This window comes from Bacillus manliponensis, assembly GCF_000712595.1.
Classification (GTDB): domain Bacteria; phylum Bacillota; class Bacilli; order Bacillales; family Bacillaceae_G; genus Bacillus_A; species Bacillus_A manliponensis.
Genome location: NZ_JOTN01000004.1, coordinates 182771 through 199769, shown reverse-complemented (window position 1 = coordinate 199769; position 16999 = coordinate 182771). Strand labels below are relative to the sequence as shown.

At 35.6% G+C, this 16999-nt stretch carries 13 protein-coding genes and 1 pseudogene; 10 read left to right on the top strand and 4 right to left on the bottom strand.

Annotated features, from left to right (window positions below; all coding sequences use genetic code 11):
• Positions 1 to 160 precede the first annotated feature (160 nt).
• Complete coding sequence (locus tag BAMA_RS06965) at positions 161 to 1225, bottom strand: glycosyltransferase (protein WP_034637858.1); 1065 nt, start codon at positions 1223 to 1225, stop codon at positions 161 to 163.
• A 401-nt stretch (positions 1226 to 1626) separates the two neighbouring features.
• On the opposite strand from BAMA_RS06965, the gene BAMA_RS06960 reads away from it, so the two are divergent.
• The 10 genes and pseudogenes from BAMA_RS06960 (at position 1627) to BAMA_RS25720 (ending at position 13403) form a co-directional block, all read left to right on the top strand.
• Positions 1627 to 3363, top strand: coding sequence for a glycosyltransferase family 2 protein (locus BAMA_RS06960; protein WP_162176055.1), 1737 nt, complete (start codon positions 1627 to 1629; stop codon positions 3361 to 3363).
• Between the two features lie 25 nt (positions 3364 to 3388).
• The gene (gene rfbF, locus BAMA_RS06955; RefSeq protein WP_034637856.1) at positions 3389 to 4168 is read left to right on the top strand and encodes a glucose-1-phosphate cytidylyltransferase; all 780 of its coding nucleotides are present in this window, start codon (positions 3389 to 3391) and stop codon (positions 4166 to 4168) included.
• Positions 4129 to 5286, top strand: a complete 1158-nt coding sequence (locus BAMA_RS06950) for an NAD-dependent epimerase/dehydratase family protein (RefSeq protein ID WP_235184426.1) — start codon at positions 4129 to 4131, stop codon at positions 5284 to 5286. The genes rfbF and BAMA_RS06950 overlap by 40 nt, the downstream gene beginning before the upstream one ends.
• Positions 5280 to 6422, top strand: coding sequence for an FkbM family methyltransferase (locus BAMA_RS23450; RefSeq protein ID WP_051758885.1), 1143 nt, complete (start codon positions 5280 to 5282; stop codon positions 6420 to 6422). Before BAMA_RS06950 ends, BAMA_RS23450 begins: the two co-directional genes overlap by 7 nt.
• Before the next feature lie 19 nt (positions 6423 to 6441).
• Positions 6442 to 7515, top strand: coding sequence for an FkbM family methyltransferase (locus BAMA_RS06940; protein WP_051758884.1), 1074 nt, complete (start codon positions 6442 to 6444; stop codon positions 7513 to 7515).
• 359 nt (positions 7516 to 7874) lie between these two features.
• Positions 7875 to 9131 carry a UDP-glucose dehydrogenase family protein gene (locus BAMA_RS06935; protein ID WP_034637592.1) on the top strand — a complete coding sequence of 419 codons (1257 nt, stop codon included), beginning with the start codon at positions 7875 to 7877 and terminating at the stop codon, positions 9129 to 9131.
• An 11-nt stretch (positions 9132 to 9142) separates the two neighbouring features.
• Positions 9143 to 10447 (top strand): glycosyltransferase family 2 protein, encoded by a 1305-nt coding sequence (locus tag BAMA_RS06930; protein ID WP_034637590.1) that lies wholly within the window; start codon positions 9143 to 9145, stop codon positions 10445 to 10447.
• Between the two features lie 28 nt (positions 10448 to 10475).
• The gene (locus tag BAMA_RS06925) at positions 10476 to 11450 is read left to right on the top strand and encodes a glycosyltransferase family 2 protein (protein WP_034637588.1); all 975 of its coding nucleotides are present in this window, start codon (positions 10476 to 10478) and stop codon (positions 11448 to 11450) included.
• Positions 11451 to 11684: 234 nt separating this feature from the next.
• Positions 11685 to 13007 (top strand): annotated as a pseudogene (locus tag BAMA_RS06920) (collagen-like domain-containing protein); the annotation flags it as partial.
• Entirely contained in the window at positions 12999 to 13403 is a 405-nt protein-coding gene (locus BAMA_RS25720; protein WP_476727060.1) for a BclA C-terminal domain-containing protein, read from the top strand. The pseudogene BAMA_RS06920 and the gene BAMA_RS25720, both read left to right, overlap by 9 nt.
• Positions 13404 to 13495: 92 nt before the next feature.
• Here BAMA_RS25720 and fabI read toward each other — a convergent pair whose 3' ends face one another.
• From fabI to BAMA_RS06905, 3 genes are all read right to left on the bottom strand, one after another.
• Positions 13496 to 14272, bottom strand: a complete 777-nt coding sequence (gene fabI / locus BAMA_RS06915) for an enoyl-ACP reductase FabI (protein WP_034637587.1) — start codon at positions 14270 to 14272, stop codon at positions 13496 to 13498.
• 214 nt (positions 14273 to 14486) lie between these two features.
• Complete coding sequence (rfbB, locus tag BAMA_RS06910) at positions 14487 to 15464, bottom strand: dTDP-glucose 4,6-dehydratase (RefSeq protein WP_034637586.1); 978 nt, start codon at positions 15462 to 15464, stop codon at positions 14487 to 14489.
• Between the two features lie 390 nt (positions 15465 to 15854).
• Positions 15855 to 16901 carry a tetratricopeptide repeat-containing glycosyltransferase family 2 protein gene (locus BAMA_RS06905; RefSeq protein ID WP_051758888.1) on the bottom strand — a complete coding sequence of 349 codons (1047 nt, stop codon included), beginning with the start codon at positions 16899 to 16901 and terminating at the stop codon, positions 15855 to 15857.
• Positions 16902 to 16999: the final 98 nt, after the last annotated feature.

The following is a 16999-nucleotide window of genomic DNA, read 5'->3' as shown; positions in this document are numbered from 1 at the left end:
TCCATACTCCATTATCAATAGCCAACCAAATTAGTATATTTGACTCATTGTAAGAGCAGAATAACAATACTGCTAAACAGCTGGAATTGAAAGCACTAAAAAAACAACTTCTTATAGAAAATACCGTTTCAAAGTAAATGTCTAATTTAATAATTTTTTATTATATTTCCTCTTTCTCTTTAAGCATTTTGCTTACATACTTTCTATTAGCCTGAACCAATTCATTATCTGGTACAAATACAGCAGCCTTCTCATTATGTTCATAAGCTTTCTCATAGTCCTCAACATGGCAATAACAAATACATAACTGCAAATGCGGAAACCATGTGTGACAAGCCCGATCAACAAGAGGACTGTTTGTAGGAACGGGAACTTCCAAAGCATTTTTATACCAATATATCGCTTTCTCATACTCCATCTTTGCCGAAAGAAAGAAATAGCCTAATCGGCAACATATTTCAGCACGTGGAATATCATATTTTAATGCCAACAAGCAACTATCAATAGCTTCATCCCACTTGCCAACATTAACATAGCAATCTGCTAATTTTGAACAAGCATAAACCTTCTCTTCTATTCCATATTGATCTTCTTTCGTAATGTTATTGTATAGCTCAATTGCTTTTTCAAACTTCTGATGCCCCAAGCACTCACCAGCATAATGAATTACTTCTCTCGTTGTTAATTGCCGTCCTCGCTCGATTGCTTTTTCAAATATCTGCAAGTTCCGATCTGTTATTCTTTTTTCTTTTTTATGCACAATTCCAATATTACTTTTCAATATATTTCCACTTACATCTAAGTCTTCATGTACGACTCCACTCCACTGGAACTTACGCTCTCTCTTTACTAATCGTTTCCGATCTGTACTGATAACTGGATTTCCATGCTTATCAAAAGTAACATGATACAACATCGAAACTACATCAATATTTTTACTTAAGCTCTTTTTTAAATCCAAAAACTTTTCTTTCTCCTCTTTCGGTAATACATCATCTGCATCCAACCACAGAATATAATCCTTCGTCGCTTTAGAAAATGAAAAATTACGTGCTGCTGCAAAATCATCAATCCACTCAAAATCAAAAACTTTATTTGTGTACTTCTTTACAATTTCCTTCGTTTGATCGCTTGAGCCAGTATCCACAATAACAATTTCATCGACAACTTCTTGAATTGAATCTAAACATCTGGCGATTGTATCTTCTTCATCTTTTACAATCATGCATAAACTGATAGTAGGGATCTTCTTTTTCACGTTTATTACCTCCCACCTTAAAATATAATCAGCATCTTGTTTTACATTGTAATTATGTCCGCTTCTCTTATGAAATCTTATGTATTTTTCATGTCCTTCGTTCCTTACAAGTCATACTTTTAAAATTCAATAAATCATATATAAAGAAAACACAAAAATATTATTCATTTATTAATTAATTGAAGATATGTCCATCAAATACGAACCACACAGTTCTCTGAGTAACATATCTCCTATATCAGCATAAAGTAGTTGTAAATGGGCAAATAACAATAAATTTATACTCATACTTAATAAATATATTAATGAACAACTTTTCTATTTCGTGAAAATTCATATTCATTTCAAAGAAAGGAGATGAGTAGTTGGTGAACGTGAAACAAACCCCAGCTATCTCTATAGTTACGCTTGTATTTAATGTGGAAAATTATATAAGAGAATGTGTAGAAAGTGTATTAAATCAGACATTTACTAATTTTGAATGGATTATTTTAAATAATGGATGTACAGATAAAACTAACGACATTTTAGATGAGTATGCAAAAAAGGATAACAGGATTAAACTATTTCGCAATCCAAAGAATAGTGTTTTGCATAACGAACCGTTTAATCCAGATTTTGTTTATTATATTGAGCACCTTACCTCTAAATACTATTGCATGCTTGATAGTGATGATTACCTTCACACAGATTTTTTAAAGGATTTATACACAGCTGCCCAAATATATGATGCTGATATCGCTATTGGTGGTACTGAAATGTTTATGGATGAAAATGTACAAATTTTCCAAACACGGATTCCTCCTAAATTTTATACAAAAGATATAGCAAGTTTAAGTGATATATTGCCACAAATCTACGGTTGTTTTAGACCAGTGTGGGGGAAGTTGATTAAAGTTACAGTTGTAAAAAAACAACAGGAATACAGAAAGCAATTTCCACTGAACCTTACTAATGGATCGGATACTGTATTTAACTTAGATTGTTTAAGATTCTCTAACACCGTTGTAGGGATTGATAAAGTACTTTATTATTACAGAATTAGAAAGACATCATCTTATCATACACAGATCGACACAAACAGGTACCTAGATTATGTAACCATTTATGATGAAAGCACAAAGTTATTAAAACAATGGAATAAACTAAATGATTCAACTTTAAATTTTATTAACCATGTCTTATATTTATCAATTTATGAATGTATAGATATGACGGCTAACTCTCTAGTCCTTCCCCTATATGAAAAAATAAATATTATTGAAGCAATTTGTAATGATCAATATTTATATGGAATTCTTAATCAGAATGGATTAACCATCAATTTATTCATAGATACACAAAAAAGTGTAGAAGGAATTATAGAAGAACTGACAAAAGATGAGTTCCAAGTTGCAGTCCAACACTACATTTATAGACTTTTCACATCAATAAAGATGGAAAAATCTAATCCCTTAAATAAACATCGAGCAATCTCCCTGTATCTTTCCGCCCTATGTGATGAAAAAAACCGAAACAGATTCGGATCGGCTTTTCTATATGACCTTTTTACATTTCTAGAGAAGGATATACTAGCTGACTTAAAAAACTCTGGTCTAAAGAGTGCATTTTTAGCTTCTAGTCCTGTTTTACTGCGCGAATTAGTTAATTCTCAATTCGCTCATGTAATCCAGATATGCGAGGAACACTCTGGGGATAAAAATTATGCTCTAATTAAAGAAGAACTTCAGCGAGAAAGTAAAGATGTTAACGAATCGATACCTCAAGTAAACGCATCTATCCAAAAAGAAATGTCTGATACAGAGCTGGTAAAAGAAATGAATTTGCTAATCAGTATTCTTGACCACTATCCACTTGATAAAGAAGCTCTTTCCTATAAAGTAGAACTTCTAATTTTACAAAAGGATATGAAAATGGCACTAGAAACAGCTGAAGTTTTACGTGTGTTCTACCCTAATGACAGTACTACAATGATAGCAGTTTCTCATGCATTTACGTATGCAGGACAAAAAAATACAGCTAAAAAACTTCTCAAGCAAGCATTGAATATATGCACGGACAACAAAAAACGGTTAGAGATCATCAAACAGCTTGAAAATTTTTAGAAACGCATTGGAAGGTGAACAAGACATGAAAGTTGTGATTTTAGCCGGCGGATACGGGACTAGAATCAGTGAAGAAAGCCACTCGAAACCAAAGCCGATGATTGAAATTGGTGGGAAACCAATTTTATGGCACATTATGAAAATATATAGTCATTATGGATATAACGACTTTATTATCTGCCTTGGATATAAAGGACATGTAATTAAAGAGTTTTTTGCAGATTATTATTTGCATACTTCAGATGTGACTTTTGATTTTGCGAATAAAAACATGCTAACGATACATAACAATGTATCAGAGCCATGGCGCGTAACACTCGTAGATACTGGACTAGACACGATGACAGGTGGCCGAATTAAACGAATAAAAAAATTTATCGAAAATGAACGGTTTATGCTAACTTACGGTGACGGTGTTTCAAATGTAGACATCAGCGCCCTAGAAGCTTATCATGCACAAGCGGGTGGCCATATTACGCTAACTGCAATTCAACCTGGTGGACGTTTTGGTGTACTTGACATAGATGATAACACGAACCGCATAGAGCGTTTTGTAGAAAAATCACTAGAAGACGGCGGCTGGATTAATGGTGGATTCATGATTGTAGAGCCAGGAGTGTTTAATTATATTGAAGGTAATCAAACAATTTTTGAACGTAGTCCATTGGAAAGGATAGCAAGCGAAAAGAAATTAAACGCTTATAAGCATTACGATTTTTGGCAGTGTATGGATACCCAGCGTGATAAAGACATACTTGAGGGTTTATGGAAAAAGAATATTGCACCGTGGAAAGTCTGGGAATAGCATTACTTTTTAAAAAATGGGGTGTTTGTTTGGATATATCAAAAATAACAAGAGAAGATATGTCGTTCATCTATCATTCCCTATCAAATGCAGATAAACAAAAACTAAAAGAAACCACAATATTCATAACCGGCTTTGCGGGTTCACTAGGTTATTCTCTGCTATATTTTTTTGCCGAATATGGTGAACAACTTGGGATAAAGAAAGTTTATGGTATTGATAATTACATGTTTGGAAAACCTAAATGGATCGAATATATCTCTAAGCATCCTCTGTTTGATTTGCGTGAACACAATGTTATTACTTGTGATTTTGACTTCGCTAGTAGTGCAGACTTAATTTTTCATATGGCATCACTTGCATCGCCTGTTTATTATCGCCGACACCCTATTGAAACAATTGATGCCGATGTTACTGGGCTTCGCCGTTTGCTTGATTTTTACAAAGACAGATCTTTACAAGGTTTTCTGTTTTATTCTAGCAGTGAAATTTATGGAGATCCTAATCCAACTTATATCCCTACTTCAGAAAGTTATTGGGGTAATGTCAATACTTGCGGACCACGAGCATGCTATGACGAATCAAAACGCTTCGGGGAAACACTTTGTTATAATTTTGCACAGCAATATAATATGTCCATCAAAGTAGTACGCCCTTTTAATAATTATGGTCCTGGTATGAAGATTAATGATCAAAGAGTTGTGGCTGATTTCGCAAAAGCTGTAATGGATAATGACGATATCATTATCTATTCAAACGGAAAACCTACCCGCACTTTTGCCTATATAGCTGATGCAACAGTTGGATATATAAAATGCGCATTGTACGAAAAATTTGATATATTTAACATCGGTTCTGATACCCCTGAGCTTACAGTTTCACAATTAGCAGAATTGTACCAAAAGATAGGTGCTAATCTATATGGCTATAGCGGGAGCGTTGTTTTCAAAACTCATTCAGATAAAGAATATTTGACAGACAATCCCCATCGACGCTGTCCTGATATAACAAAAGCAAAACAACTACTCCAATATAAACCGCAAATTCCTATTGATAAAGGAATTAGAAGATACCTTCAATATTTAGGAGAATGCGATAGGAGTGAATATGAATGGTAGATGAATTTTCACTTAAAATGGTAACAAAAGAGAAGAGCCCCCTCCCTCTATTAAAAAATATATATTCTAATCTACTAAAAAAAGACAATAAAGCAATTGTTTTGTTTGGAGCTGGCTTTATGGGAACCTCCTATTTAAAGTTTTTAAGAGAAATCACTTCTAACAAAATATTCTTTTGTGATAATAACCCCCGAAAATGGGGAACATTTATAGAAGGGGTTCCTGTAATCAGTTTGCATGATTTGAAGACAAAGCATCATAATAGTCTTATTATTATAACTTCTATAGCCTATTATGACGCAATACTCCTCCAACTCAAAGAAAGCAACTTACACAATAACTTACCTCACAACTTATCTAATAAACTAGCCAAGGATATACTAGCATCCGATATTTTCAATTATAAAAATTATAAAAATTACTTTAACATAGTACAAAAACATTTTTCTAAATTTAAAGAAACATATAGTATCCTTTCTGATAATTGTTCGAAAGAAATTTTTTGTCAAAGAATTAATTATTGCATTACGTTAAATTCGAAATATCTCATTCCTTTAAGAAGTACATCCGCTCAATATTTTGAATCACCTATCATCTCTTTCTTAAAAGATGAAATATTTATTGATGGTGGAGCGTATACAGGAGATACAGTAGAAGAATTCCTAAAACACACCAAAGGAAACTTCAAAAAGATCTATTCTTTTGAACCAGAGGAAAGTAAACATAAAGAATTTCTCGAGAATTTTTCTGATATCACCAATATTACCCTTATATCTTATGGCCTTTGGAATAAAAAAGATGTACTCCGTTTTAATGCCAGAAATGACGGTTCAAGTGGTGTAAATAAAGATGGAAACATAGAAATTCCTGTCACTTCTATTGATGAATACCTTAATGGAAAACCCGTTACTTTTATAAAAATGGACATTGAAGGTGCAGAACTTGAGGCTCTTAAGGGAGCGGAAAATACCATTAAAACATATAAGCCGAAGCTTGCTATCTGCATATATCACAATCCTCTGGATATTGTTGAAATACCGCTTTACCTAAAGAGCATTGTGCCTGAATATAAATTCTATTTAAGACACTACGGTAACGGCATAAGCGAAACTGTTTGTTATGCTGTCACTACCTAAAGAAAAAGGGAGGATAGAAATGAACAATACATTTTCTCTTAATGTACTAGAAACAATGATACAAGACTCAAATACATTTATACAAAGAGAGATCTACGAACAAATAAATAACAACAAATCAATAATATTATTTGGAGCTGGAACTTGGGGAACTAGCTACTTAGAAGCAATAAAGAATTCTTTTAATACAATTTTATTTTGTGATAACGATCCATCAAAATGGAAAGATACTGTAGAAGGAATACCTGTCATTGGTTTTGATGAATTAAAAAAATCATACAACAACTATTATATAGCTATAACAACCTTGCAATATTATGATGAGGTTCTACAACAACTAGAAAAGAATCATTTAACTGACAAATTAGTACATTTAGACGTCCTCTTAACCAGAAACAATTATGATAGCTTTGTTAAAGCCTATGATTTACTTGCCGATGAACATTCTAAACAAATTTTTTATGAAAGAATTTGCTATTGTATTACTGCTAATCCTAAATATCTTATTCCTTTAAGGAGTAAAGGCCCTCAATATTTTGAACAAAATATTCTCTCTCTGTCAAATAAAGAGGTATTTATTGATGGAGGTGCCTATACAGGAGATACAGTAGAAGAATTTCTAAAACAAACCAAAGGAAACTTCAAAAAAATCTATTCTTTTGAACCAGAAGAAAGTAAGCATAAGGAATTTTTGAAGAAGTTTTCTCCCTTAAAAAATATTAAACTTATACCTTATGGGCTTTGGAAGAAAAACGATGTATTACGTTTTAATTCTAAAGATGATGCTTCAAGTAGTGTAAATAAGAATGGAAACATAGAAATCCCTGTCGTTTCTATTGATGAATATCTTGATGGAAAACCTGCTACTTTTATAAAAATGGATATTGAAGGTGCTGAGCTTATGGCTCTGAAAGGAGCAAAAAAAACCATCAAAAAATATAAACCGAAGCTTGCTATCTGTGTATACCATAAACCACTTGATTTAGTACAAATTCCCCTATTTTTAAAAGAGCTTGTACCAGATTATAGAATCTATTTAAGGCATTACAATATTAATCATTGTGAAACGGTTTGTTATGCCATAATAGACTAAATCTATTAAACACAATGCTAATTTAAATAGGTACTGAACCTAAAATGGTATTGTTTATAAATGAAATACTAATCAATCTAGGTGTAATTTTAAAAAATGATGGATATTTACGGAAGACTAATAGAGAAAATCTTTTGATTGACTTTGTTACCAAGAAGAAACAGAAAGGATAATTCTATGATGAAATTAAATTTTGCAGTGAGAAGATATTCATCTTTCCAAAAATACAAAATGTTGCGCGAAAGAAAAATGAAATATCAATTATCTAACGTAGCACTTCATATACAACAAGCATATTTAAAATACACAATATCCGGAGTTCTCTCCAATCCATAATTGAAATGGTGGGTAGCTTAAAGATGAACTATACTATTACAGTGTTAGGACTTGGTTTTGTAGGACTTACTACAGCTTTAACATTCGCTGAAAAAAAACATAAAGTTTATGGTTTTGATATAGATAGTTCTAAGATGGATATAATAAAATCTGGAAATCTTCCTTTTATTGAACCTGAACTTAATCGTATTTTACTTCGTCACAACAATCATAATTTTATAGTCACAAATGATATAGAAGAGGCTGTAATAAACAGTGAATTTATATTTTTATGTGTTGGAACACCTTCTAAGGACAATGGGGAAGCAGATTTAACATACATCTATTCTGCACTTGATATGTTTACCTCTGTTCTACATGATGGAAAATATAGAGTAATTGTTATTAAATCTACTGTTCCCCCTTCTACAACGTCAGAAAAAGTAATTCCATATTTACAACAAAAATCACTAGCTGTTGGCGAGATATTTAGCGTCGCTAATAATCCTGAGTTTTTACGTGCAGGAAAGTGTTGGAATGATATGATAAATGCAGATCGAATTGTTTGTGGTGTTTCTGATCAAAAAGGAGAAGATATGCTTCGCTCGTTATACAGTCGGTTCAACAGTCTTTTTTTTCCTGTATCCTTAAATACTAGTGAATTTATTAAATATTTATCAAATACACTTCTGGCCACTATGATTAGTTACGCAAACGAGATGTCAAAAATCGCAGATACAATCGGAAATATACAAGTAAAAGAAGCCTTTCATATCTTACACATGGACCATCGTTGGGGTGACTGTGATATGCGAAACTATGTTTATCCTGGTTGCGGATATGGTGGCTATTGTCTGCCTAAGGATACGCAGGCAATGTATGCGCAAGCATTATCAAAAGGCTATGAGCCTCATCTCCTTAAGAACGTTATTGCAGTAAATAATACTATGCCTCAATTTATGGTAGATAAGATTATGCGTATTGCCAAACCATTCGATAAAATAGGTATACTAGGACTATCTTTCAAACCAGGCTCAAACGACGTTCGTGATAGTTCATCTGCAAAAATTATTTCACTGTTACTAAAAGCTGGTTATAACAATCTAATGGCTTTTGACCCTCTGGCAAATGAGGCTTTTGATAGAGAATATAAACTAAATCAAATTCTATATTGTGATAGTCTGGAAGATATGTGTGAGAAAGCTGACATTCTCGTTCTCACCACGGCATGGGAAGAGTTTGCTAAAGCAGATAAAAAATATCCAAATAAACCAATTATCGATTGTCGATATTTCCTATGAGGTGATGTATTTTGCCAATTTTAAGTATCATCATACCCATTTTCAATGTTGAGAAGTATTTAGATAAATGCCTGGGCAGTATACTAAATCAGGATTTCAATGATTATGAGATTATCTTAGTTAATAATGGATCAACGGATTCAAGCGGAGAAATCTGTGATATATATGCTTCAGAGCATAATAATATAAAGGTAGTACATCTTAAGAAAAATTTACTTCCTGCTGGTGCACGGAATATTGGCTTATTAGCTGCCGTCGGTGAATATATACATTTTTGTGATAGTGATGACTATTATGTAGCAGGAAGCTTTTCACGCATTGCAGATTTATTGTATGATCAACTTCCATCTGTGTTGATGGGACAATTTATTTGTGCGCCTGAGAAAGGTGCTTTTATTTGTAATGACATTCAACTGAATCCAGAAGTGTTTACACATAGAAATGCGAGTATAATGGCTGAGTATCTTCTCAGTTTACCCAATATGCTATATGCACCATGGAGACTTATCGCCAAACGAGCACTCTTAATATCTAATAAGCTAACATTCCCTGAAGGCTGTCATTCAGAAGATGAAGAATGGTTTCCAAAAGTAATATGTAGCGCTGGCTCATTTGCTTTACTAACTGAACCTTTTTATTATTACCGTCCTAGAGTTACAGGTTCTGTTACTTCAAGCAAAACATTTTTAAATAGTAAATCTCACCTTGCAGTAGCAATTAACTTATTACGCTTTTTATATAAAAACAAATACACGGATGCTCGCCGAGATTTTATTTACTCTCGTGTTAATTTTTTAATTGGGTTATTCGCAACACGATGTGATACCTTTAACACAAAACAGTTACACGAATTAGCTGACTTAATCGAAAATAACTTGGATTTACTTCCTATGTTAGATGAACTATCTTATTCAAATCATTTATTCGAATTTATAAATAATCATGGGTCTTACATAGGAGTATGTCTCTATCAAACACTTGTCATAAAAACGACACTTAAACTAATATATGGGAAAGAGAATAAAGATATTTATATATTCCCGACTGGATACAACGGAGAAGGAACAGCACGTATACTCAAAAATGCTGGTTATAATGTGAAAGGATTTATCGACAACAGTATATTAAAAAACGAATGTACAATTGATGAATTACCAGTAAATCTACCTAGTATTTTGAAAAATATGCCCCCAGAGAAACGAAATCATATATTTGTTATGGTAACTACACAAAGAGATAACGTTGCACAATCTGTAATGAAGCAGCTATCTGATTTGGGACTTGATAAATCTCAGTTTGTCAGCAGGATCTATTAAACTGTTATGGATGAAGGAGTATATAAAAATGTCAAAAACACTTCCTGTAATCAGTGTTATTATGTCCACATATAATCGAAAAAATTTTCTACCCCGCGCGCTAGAAAGCATACTCTCTCAAACATTTAAAAACTTCGAATTGATTTTAGTAAATAACGGTTCTACTGATGGTAGTAATAAGATATGTGAGGAATACAAAAAGAAAGATTCTAGAATAAAAGTAATTACTGTAAAAGAAAATCTTGGTGCTCCTATAGGTAAAAATGCAGGGCTTGATGCAGCCTCATCTAAATATCTTACATTTGTCGATGATGATGATCAATGTGAACCACAAATGCTAGAATTTCTCTGGGATTTAGCAAATGAATACCATGCTGATATCTCTTTATGCGGTAGCTGGAATGTTTTTAACGGAAAAAAAGAACCATATTTTATCTTTAAAGAACTTCTAGTACTAGATAAAGTGCAAGGTATTGATGAACTGTTAAAACGCGAAAAATACAATGTGGCGCCACCAACTAAACTATTCCGTAAGTCTCTGTTTGAGGAGATACGTTTTAAAGAAAATGTAATCGTTGATGACATTCATATCATTTATAAGGTTTTTTCCAAAGCGCATCGTGTAGTAGCACATGGCAGACCTCTTTATCATTTTACAAAACATAACAATAATATGACGAGTTTTATCCAAACAAATAACCTTTCGCCTGAATTACTTAATGAATACTTATCAGCCTTCCGTGAACGAACAAAATATCTTAGCACTGAAGTACCAGAAATTACGATGAGAGCAAAGTATTCAGAATGGTCTTTCATGCTTTCCATGTGCTACAAGATTAAAAAATACAACTGCACATCATGTGCGAAATTGTATAATGTAATGGCTGAATCAATACGAGCAAGTTATCAAGAATGGTTAGATAGCCCATTTATAACAAAGAGAGAAAAAAAAATACTTCCTAGCATCTTAAATCTCTCCTCCAACTTGTTCGATACCACTTAATAATGAAAATAAAATCTGATTATAATTATTCGTATTATAAATCTTTATGAATAATCAAATATAGACTTTATTAGTTAGTTTCGATAAATGACAAAATGATACAGGATGAAAATTATTTTGTCATTTATTAAAAACAATCCAAATATAACATTTTAAAAATCTATAAAGTTGCCTATATCATTTCAGTCACCTTGTGCATTTAATATGTATTGAAAAGCTGTTGGAGGTGACTACATGAAAGAAAATGAATTATCTAATAAAACTTATTTAAAAGGGCCAATCTTTTCTGCTGCAATAGGCCCTGGGCCGGCCGGACCTCAAGGGATCCAAGGCGATACTGGGCCTCAGGGAGTCCAAGGGCCTATCGGTGATACTGGACCTCAAGGGATCCAAGGGCCTACCGGTGAGACCGGACCTCAAGGGATCCAAGGGCCTACCGGTGAGACCGGACCTCAGGGAATCCAAGGGCCTCAAGGCGACACTGGACCTCAAGGACTTCAAGGGCCTCAAGGCGACACTGGACCTCAAGGACTTCAAGGGCCTCAAGGCGACACTGGACCTCAAGGACTTCAAGGGCCTCAAGGCGACACTGGACCTCAAGGACTTCAAGGGCCTCAAGGCGACACTGGACCTCAAGGACTTCAAGGGCCTCAAGGCGACACTGGACCTCAAGGACTTCAAGGGCCTCAAGGCGACACTGGACCTCAAGGACTTCAAGGGCCTCAAGGCGACACTGGACCTCAAGGACTTCAAGGGCCTCAAGGCGACACTGGACCTCAAGGACTTCAAGGGCCTCAAGGCGACACTGGACCTCAAGGACTTCAAGGGCCTCAAGGCGACACTGGACCTCAAGGACTTCAAGGGCCTCAAGGCGACACTGGACCTCAAGGACTTCAAGGGCCTCAAGGCGACACTGGACCTCAAGGACTTCAAGGGCCTCAAGGCGACACTGGACCTCAAGGACTTCAAGGGCCTCAAGGCGACACTGGACCTCAAGGACTTCAAGGGCCTCAAGGCGACACTGGACCTCAAGGACTTCAAGGGCCTCAAGGCGACACTGGACCTCAAGGACTTCAAGGACCTACCGGTGAGACCGGACCTCAAGGAATCCAAGGGCCTACTGGCGACACTGGACCTCAAGGACTTCAAGGGCCCACCGGTGAGACCGGACCTCAAGGACTTCAAGGGCCTACTGGCGACACTGGACCTCAAGGCGATACTGGGTCTCAAGGACCTCAAGGGCCTCAGGGCATTCAAGGGTTTCAAGGCGATACTGGACCTCAAGGGATTCAAGGACCTACCGGTGACACTGGACCTCAAGGACCTAAAGGCATTCAAGGTCCTCAAGGCGATATTGGGCCTCAAGGACCTCAAGGCATTCAAGGGTTTCAAGGCGACACTGGACCTGAAGGGATTCAAGGACCTACCGGCGACACCGGACCTCAAGGACCTCAAGGACCTCAAGGCATCCAAGGGCCTCAAGGCGATACTGGACCTCAAGGATCTCAAGGCATCCAAGGACCTACTGGCGACACTGGACCTCAAGGTATTCCTGGCGGCCTCCTTGCTGCTCTAAGCGCAACAAATAATGCTAAATCAGAAGCCCTTTCAATAACAGCAGGTAGTCCAGTTCCATTTAATACTCCAGGTACTTCATTTGGAACTAGTATTACTCAAGCCGGTACCACATTCAATATCAATGCTGCTGGGACGTATAGGGTTACAGCTATATTGTCCACAGCCCTTCTTTCTGCATTAGGGGGGATTATTGCCGAAGTGGGTGGAAATCCTGTTGGGGCACCCGTTACACTTATATCTGCCGGTACACAACTTGTACTTGATACTGTGTTCACCACTGAAGAGGCTACTACTTTAGAAATCGTTGTAACTGGTCTCGCACTCCTTCTAACAAATGGAACTAGCGCAAGTATTATCATTGAACGACTTAACTAATTAAGAGTAAAAAGGAAAACTATCAAAAAAGCCGTTTCCATCCGATGCAACCCCGGACAGAAACGGCTTTTTTAATTTAAGTTAGGCACTTTTTATCCTAAAATATGATATCCAGAATCAACATGAATATTCTCTCCAGTCACACCACTTGCTAAGTCACTGAATAAAAATAGTGCTGTATTCCCTACTTCTTCTTGCGTTACGTTACGACGAAGTGGCGCACGCTCTTCAATTTGTTTTAAGATGCTGTTGAAGTCGCCAACACCTTTTGCTGATAGTGTACGGATTGGTCCTGCTGACACAGCGTTTACACGAATGTTATGCTGACCTAAGTCGTTTGCTAAATATTTTACGCTTGCTTCAAGCGATGCTTTTGCAACACCCATTACGTTGTAATTCGATACAACGCGCTCTCCGCCAAGGTATGTTAATGTTACGATGCTGCCGCCTTCTGTCATTACTTCTTTTGCAGCTCTTGCAACAGCTGTTAATGAGAATGCGCTAATGTTTTGTGCAAGTAAGAAACCATCGCGAGATGTATCAACGAACTCACCTTTTAAGTCATCACGGTTTGCAAAGGCAATACAATGCGCTAAGCCGTGGATCGTACCGACTTCTTCTTTAATTGTTTGGAAGCACTTTGCGATATCTTCATCGCTTGTTACGTCACATGGTAATACAAGTGACTTCTGTCCTTCTAATGATTCTGATAAGTCACGTACATTTTTTTCTAAGCGTTCTCCAGCATACGTGAAAATTAAATTTGCTCCTGCATTATGTAATGCACGTGCAATTCCCCAAGCGATACTGCGCTGGTTTGCAACACCCATAACGACGATATTTTTACCTTGTAAGTTGAGAAGATTCATTTTTTATCCTCCTATATATCAATAAATATTAGTTGTTATTAGTACCTAATACTATTTTCATATTACCATAAAATGTTCGAAAGGCAAACAAAAAATCACTCACACATTTTGTTACTGATTTTTTGTTTCGATAAAGAAGCACTCTAATCCTTCTTACCAAGATAGTATTTTCATAAATCCGCTCTGCTATAATGTGTTACAATCACACACACTTTCATCTAGAGACTCCTTTTAACGGTAGCCACCACTTCTCGTTTCGTTCATACCAACGTACCGTTTCTTCAATCCCTTGTTCAAACGTATAAGCTGGTTCCCATCCTAATTCTTCTTTCATTTTTTCTGCATCAATTGCATAGCGTCGGTCGTGTCCTAACCGGTCAGGGACAAATTCAATGCTTTCTTTCCCCTTTCCAAGTAATGAAACAATGTTCTCAACAATTTCGATATTTGTCTTTTCATTATTACCACCGATGTTATACACTTCTCCTAGCTTCCCTTTATGTAATACAACATCAATTGCATGGCAATGATCATGCACATGAAGCCAATCTCTTATGTTTAATCCATCTCCGTATATTGGTAATTTCTTTCCTTCTAGTACCTTTGTAATCATAAGTGGAATTAACTTTTCTGGATATTGATATGGTCCATAGTTGTTAGAGCATCGCGTCACAATAATTGGTAATTGATATGTTTTGTAATAAGATAAGGCAATCATATCTGCGCTTGCTTTACTAGATGAGTACGGACTACTAGGATCTAAAGAGGTTGTCTCTGTAAACTTCCCTTCTTTTCCTAACGAACCATATACTTCATCGGTTGATATTTGAATCATTTTGATATGAGGATACTTTTTCACTATCTCTAATAACGTAACGGTTCCAATGACATTACTATCATAAAAAGGAATCGGATTTTCAATACTCCGATCTACATGTGATTCTGCGGCAAAGTTAATGATTGCATCCACTTCATATTCCTTTACGACATGTTCTACTAATTCACGATTTTGAATACTACCTTTTATAAAAACATAGCGAGAATCTTGCTCCACAGCTGTTAAGTTCGCAAGATTCCCACTATACGTTAATGCATCATAGTTAATAATGCGGTAATTTTCATATGTTTGTAACATGTAATGAATAAAATTACTTCCAATAAATCCAGCTCCGCCAGTTACTAATATATTCATTTACAACTCTCCTAGTTAAAATAAGAAAAGCAAGTGAGTGTAAGACTCTTTCTATTCTCCATTAAATTCTTTTTCAAAGTTTATAATTTGTCATTCACAAAGAAACATGCGTGCCAGTACCTTGTCCACTAGCCCGTTATCATATTATAAATAAGCCTCGTCTTAAGTACCAGTTATTCATATCGTTCACCTCGAGTGAATGCCTTAAACATTTTGTATATGATTCTTCTCTATAATAATCATAATATCAATCATGACGCACTGTTTTCATTTGTATACAGCAAAGTAAATCATCAAATAATACCCGACTGGAAGAAGGGGCTTCTTGCTTCCAGTCGGGTATTAGAAGCCCAACTATGTGTTATACAGTCTCCATAGGTGTAGATTGTACTATTCGAACAAACTTTTAAAATAATTCCGGTTATACGCTATCGCAGGATGATCCGGCACGTATGTTGCTGCTAATTCGTTATAATAGTAAGCTTTTTCCTGTTGACCTAAACGACTGTGACAGACACAGAGTTGTAAAAACGGTACCCACGTATAATTTGTTGGATTATAAAAAGGAGCATCAGTTGGGACCGGAACTTCTGTTGCTGTTTTATACCAATAAATCGCTTCTTTATATTTCTCTTGCACCATATAAATACTTCCTAACTGCGTACAAATTTCACCGCGCGGAATGTCATAGTGAAAGGATCTTATACATGCTTCAATTGCTTTTTGCCACTGCTCTAGCTTCTCATAGCAATCTCCTAACTTCCCGGCAGCGTTAATATTATCTTCTTTCCAACCAAGCCCATCGTTCAAAAACTTCTCATATAGTACAATCGCTTCTTCATATTTTTGATTGTCGACACATTCATTTGCATAATAGTAAACATCACGAGGTGATAATTCTTCCCCCCTCGCAACTGCACTTTCATAAATCTTCAAATTCCGATTTGTCCATTCTTTTTCTTTTTCATGTGTAATTCCAATATCACTTCGCAAAATTTCTCCATATACTGCTAAATATTCATGAACTTTACCAAACCATTTAAAATTACACTCTCGTTTCACAAGTCGATTGCGCCGCGAGCTATATGACGGATTTCCGTTCACATCAAACGTCAGATGATACAGCATTGATACCGAATCAACTTTTCTATCCAGTTCTTTTTTTAATGCCTTCAAACTCTCTCTGGAATCTCCCGGCAAAACATCATCAGCATCAAGCCACAATATATATTCCTGCGTCGCCTTCGAAAAAGAAAAATTACGAGCTGCCGCAAAATCATCAATCCATTCAAAGTTGTATATATGAGGCGTGTATTCCGAGGCGATTTCTTTCGTTCGATCAACAGAACCTGTATCAACAATAATCATTTCATCAACAATCTCTTTTACAGAATTTAAACATCTAGCTATTGTTCCTTCTTCATCTCGAACAATCATGCATAAACTGATTGTAATCTCTTCTTCCACACTATCACCTTCTTCTCACTCCATCATATGTAATAAAAACAGTTTCTTTCCAAAAACAACAATTAAGT

What these genes read in the sequence shown, in the direction of transcription:
- BAMA_RS06925 (WP_034637588.1), top strand. Translation starts at nt 10,476, where the DNA reads ATGTCAAAAACACTTCCTGTAATCAGTGTTATTATGTCCACATATAAT.
- fabI (WP_034637587.1), bottom strand. Translation starts at nt 14,272, where the DNA reads ATGAATCTTCTCAACTTACAAGGTAAAAATATCGTCGTTATGGGTGTT.
- BAMA_RS06935 (WP_034637592.1), top strand. Translation starts at nt 7,875, where the DNA reads ATGAACTATACTATTACAGTGTTAGGACTTGGTTTTGTAGGACTTACT.
- BAMA_RS23450 (WP_051758885.1), top strand. Translation starts at nt 5,280, where the DNA reads ATGGTAGATGAATTTTCACTTAAAATGGTAACAAAAGAGAAGAGCCCC.
- rfbF (WP_034637856.1), top strand. Translation starts at nt 3,389, where the DNA reads ATGAAAGTTGTGATTTTAGCCGGCGGATACGGGACTAGAATCAGTGAA.
- BAMA_RS06940 (WP_051758884.1), top strand. Translation starts at nt 6,442, where the DNA reads ATGAACAATACATTTTCTCTTAATGTACTAGAAACAATGATACAAGAC.
- BAMA_RS06950 (WP_235184426.1), top strand. Translation starts at nt 4,129, where the DNA reads ATGGAAAAAGAATATTGCACCGTGGAAAGTCTGGGAATAGCATTACTT.
- rfbB (WP_034637586.1), bottom strand. Translation starts at nt 15,464, where the DNA reads ATGAATATATTAGTAACTGGCGGAGCTGGATTTATTGGAAGTAATTTT.
- BAMA_RS06965 (WP_034637858.1), bottom strand. Translation starts at nt 1,225, where the DNA reads ATGATTGTAAAAGATGAAGAAGATACAATCGCCAGATGTTTAGATTCA.
- BAMA_RS06905 (WP_051758888.1), bottom strand. Translation starts at nt 16,901, where the DNA reads ATGATTGTTCGAGATGAAGAAGGAACAATAGCTAGATGTTTAAATTCT.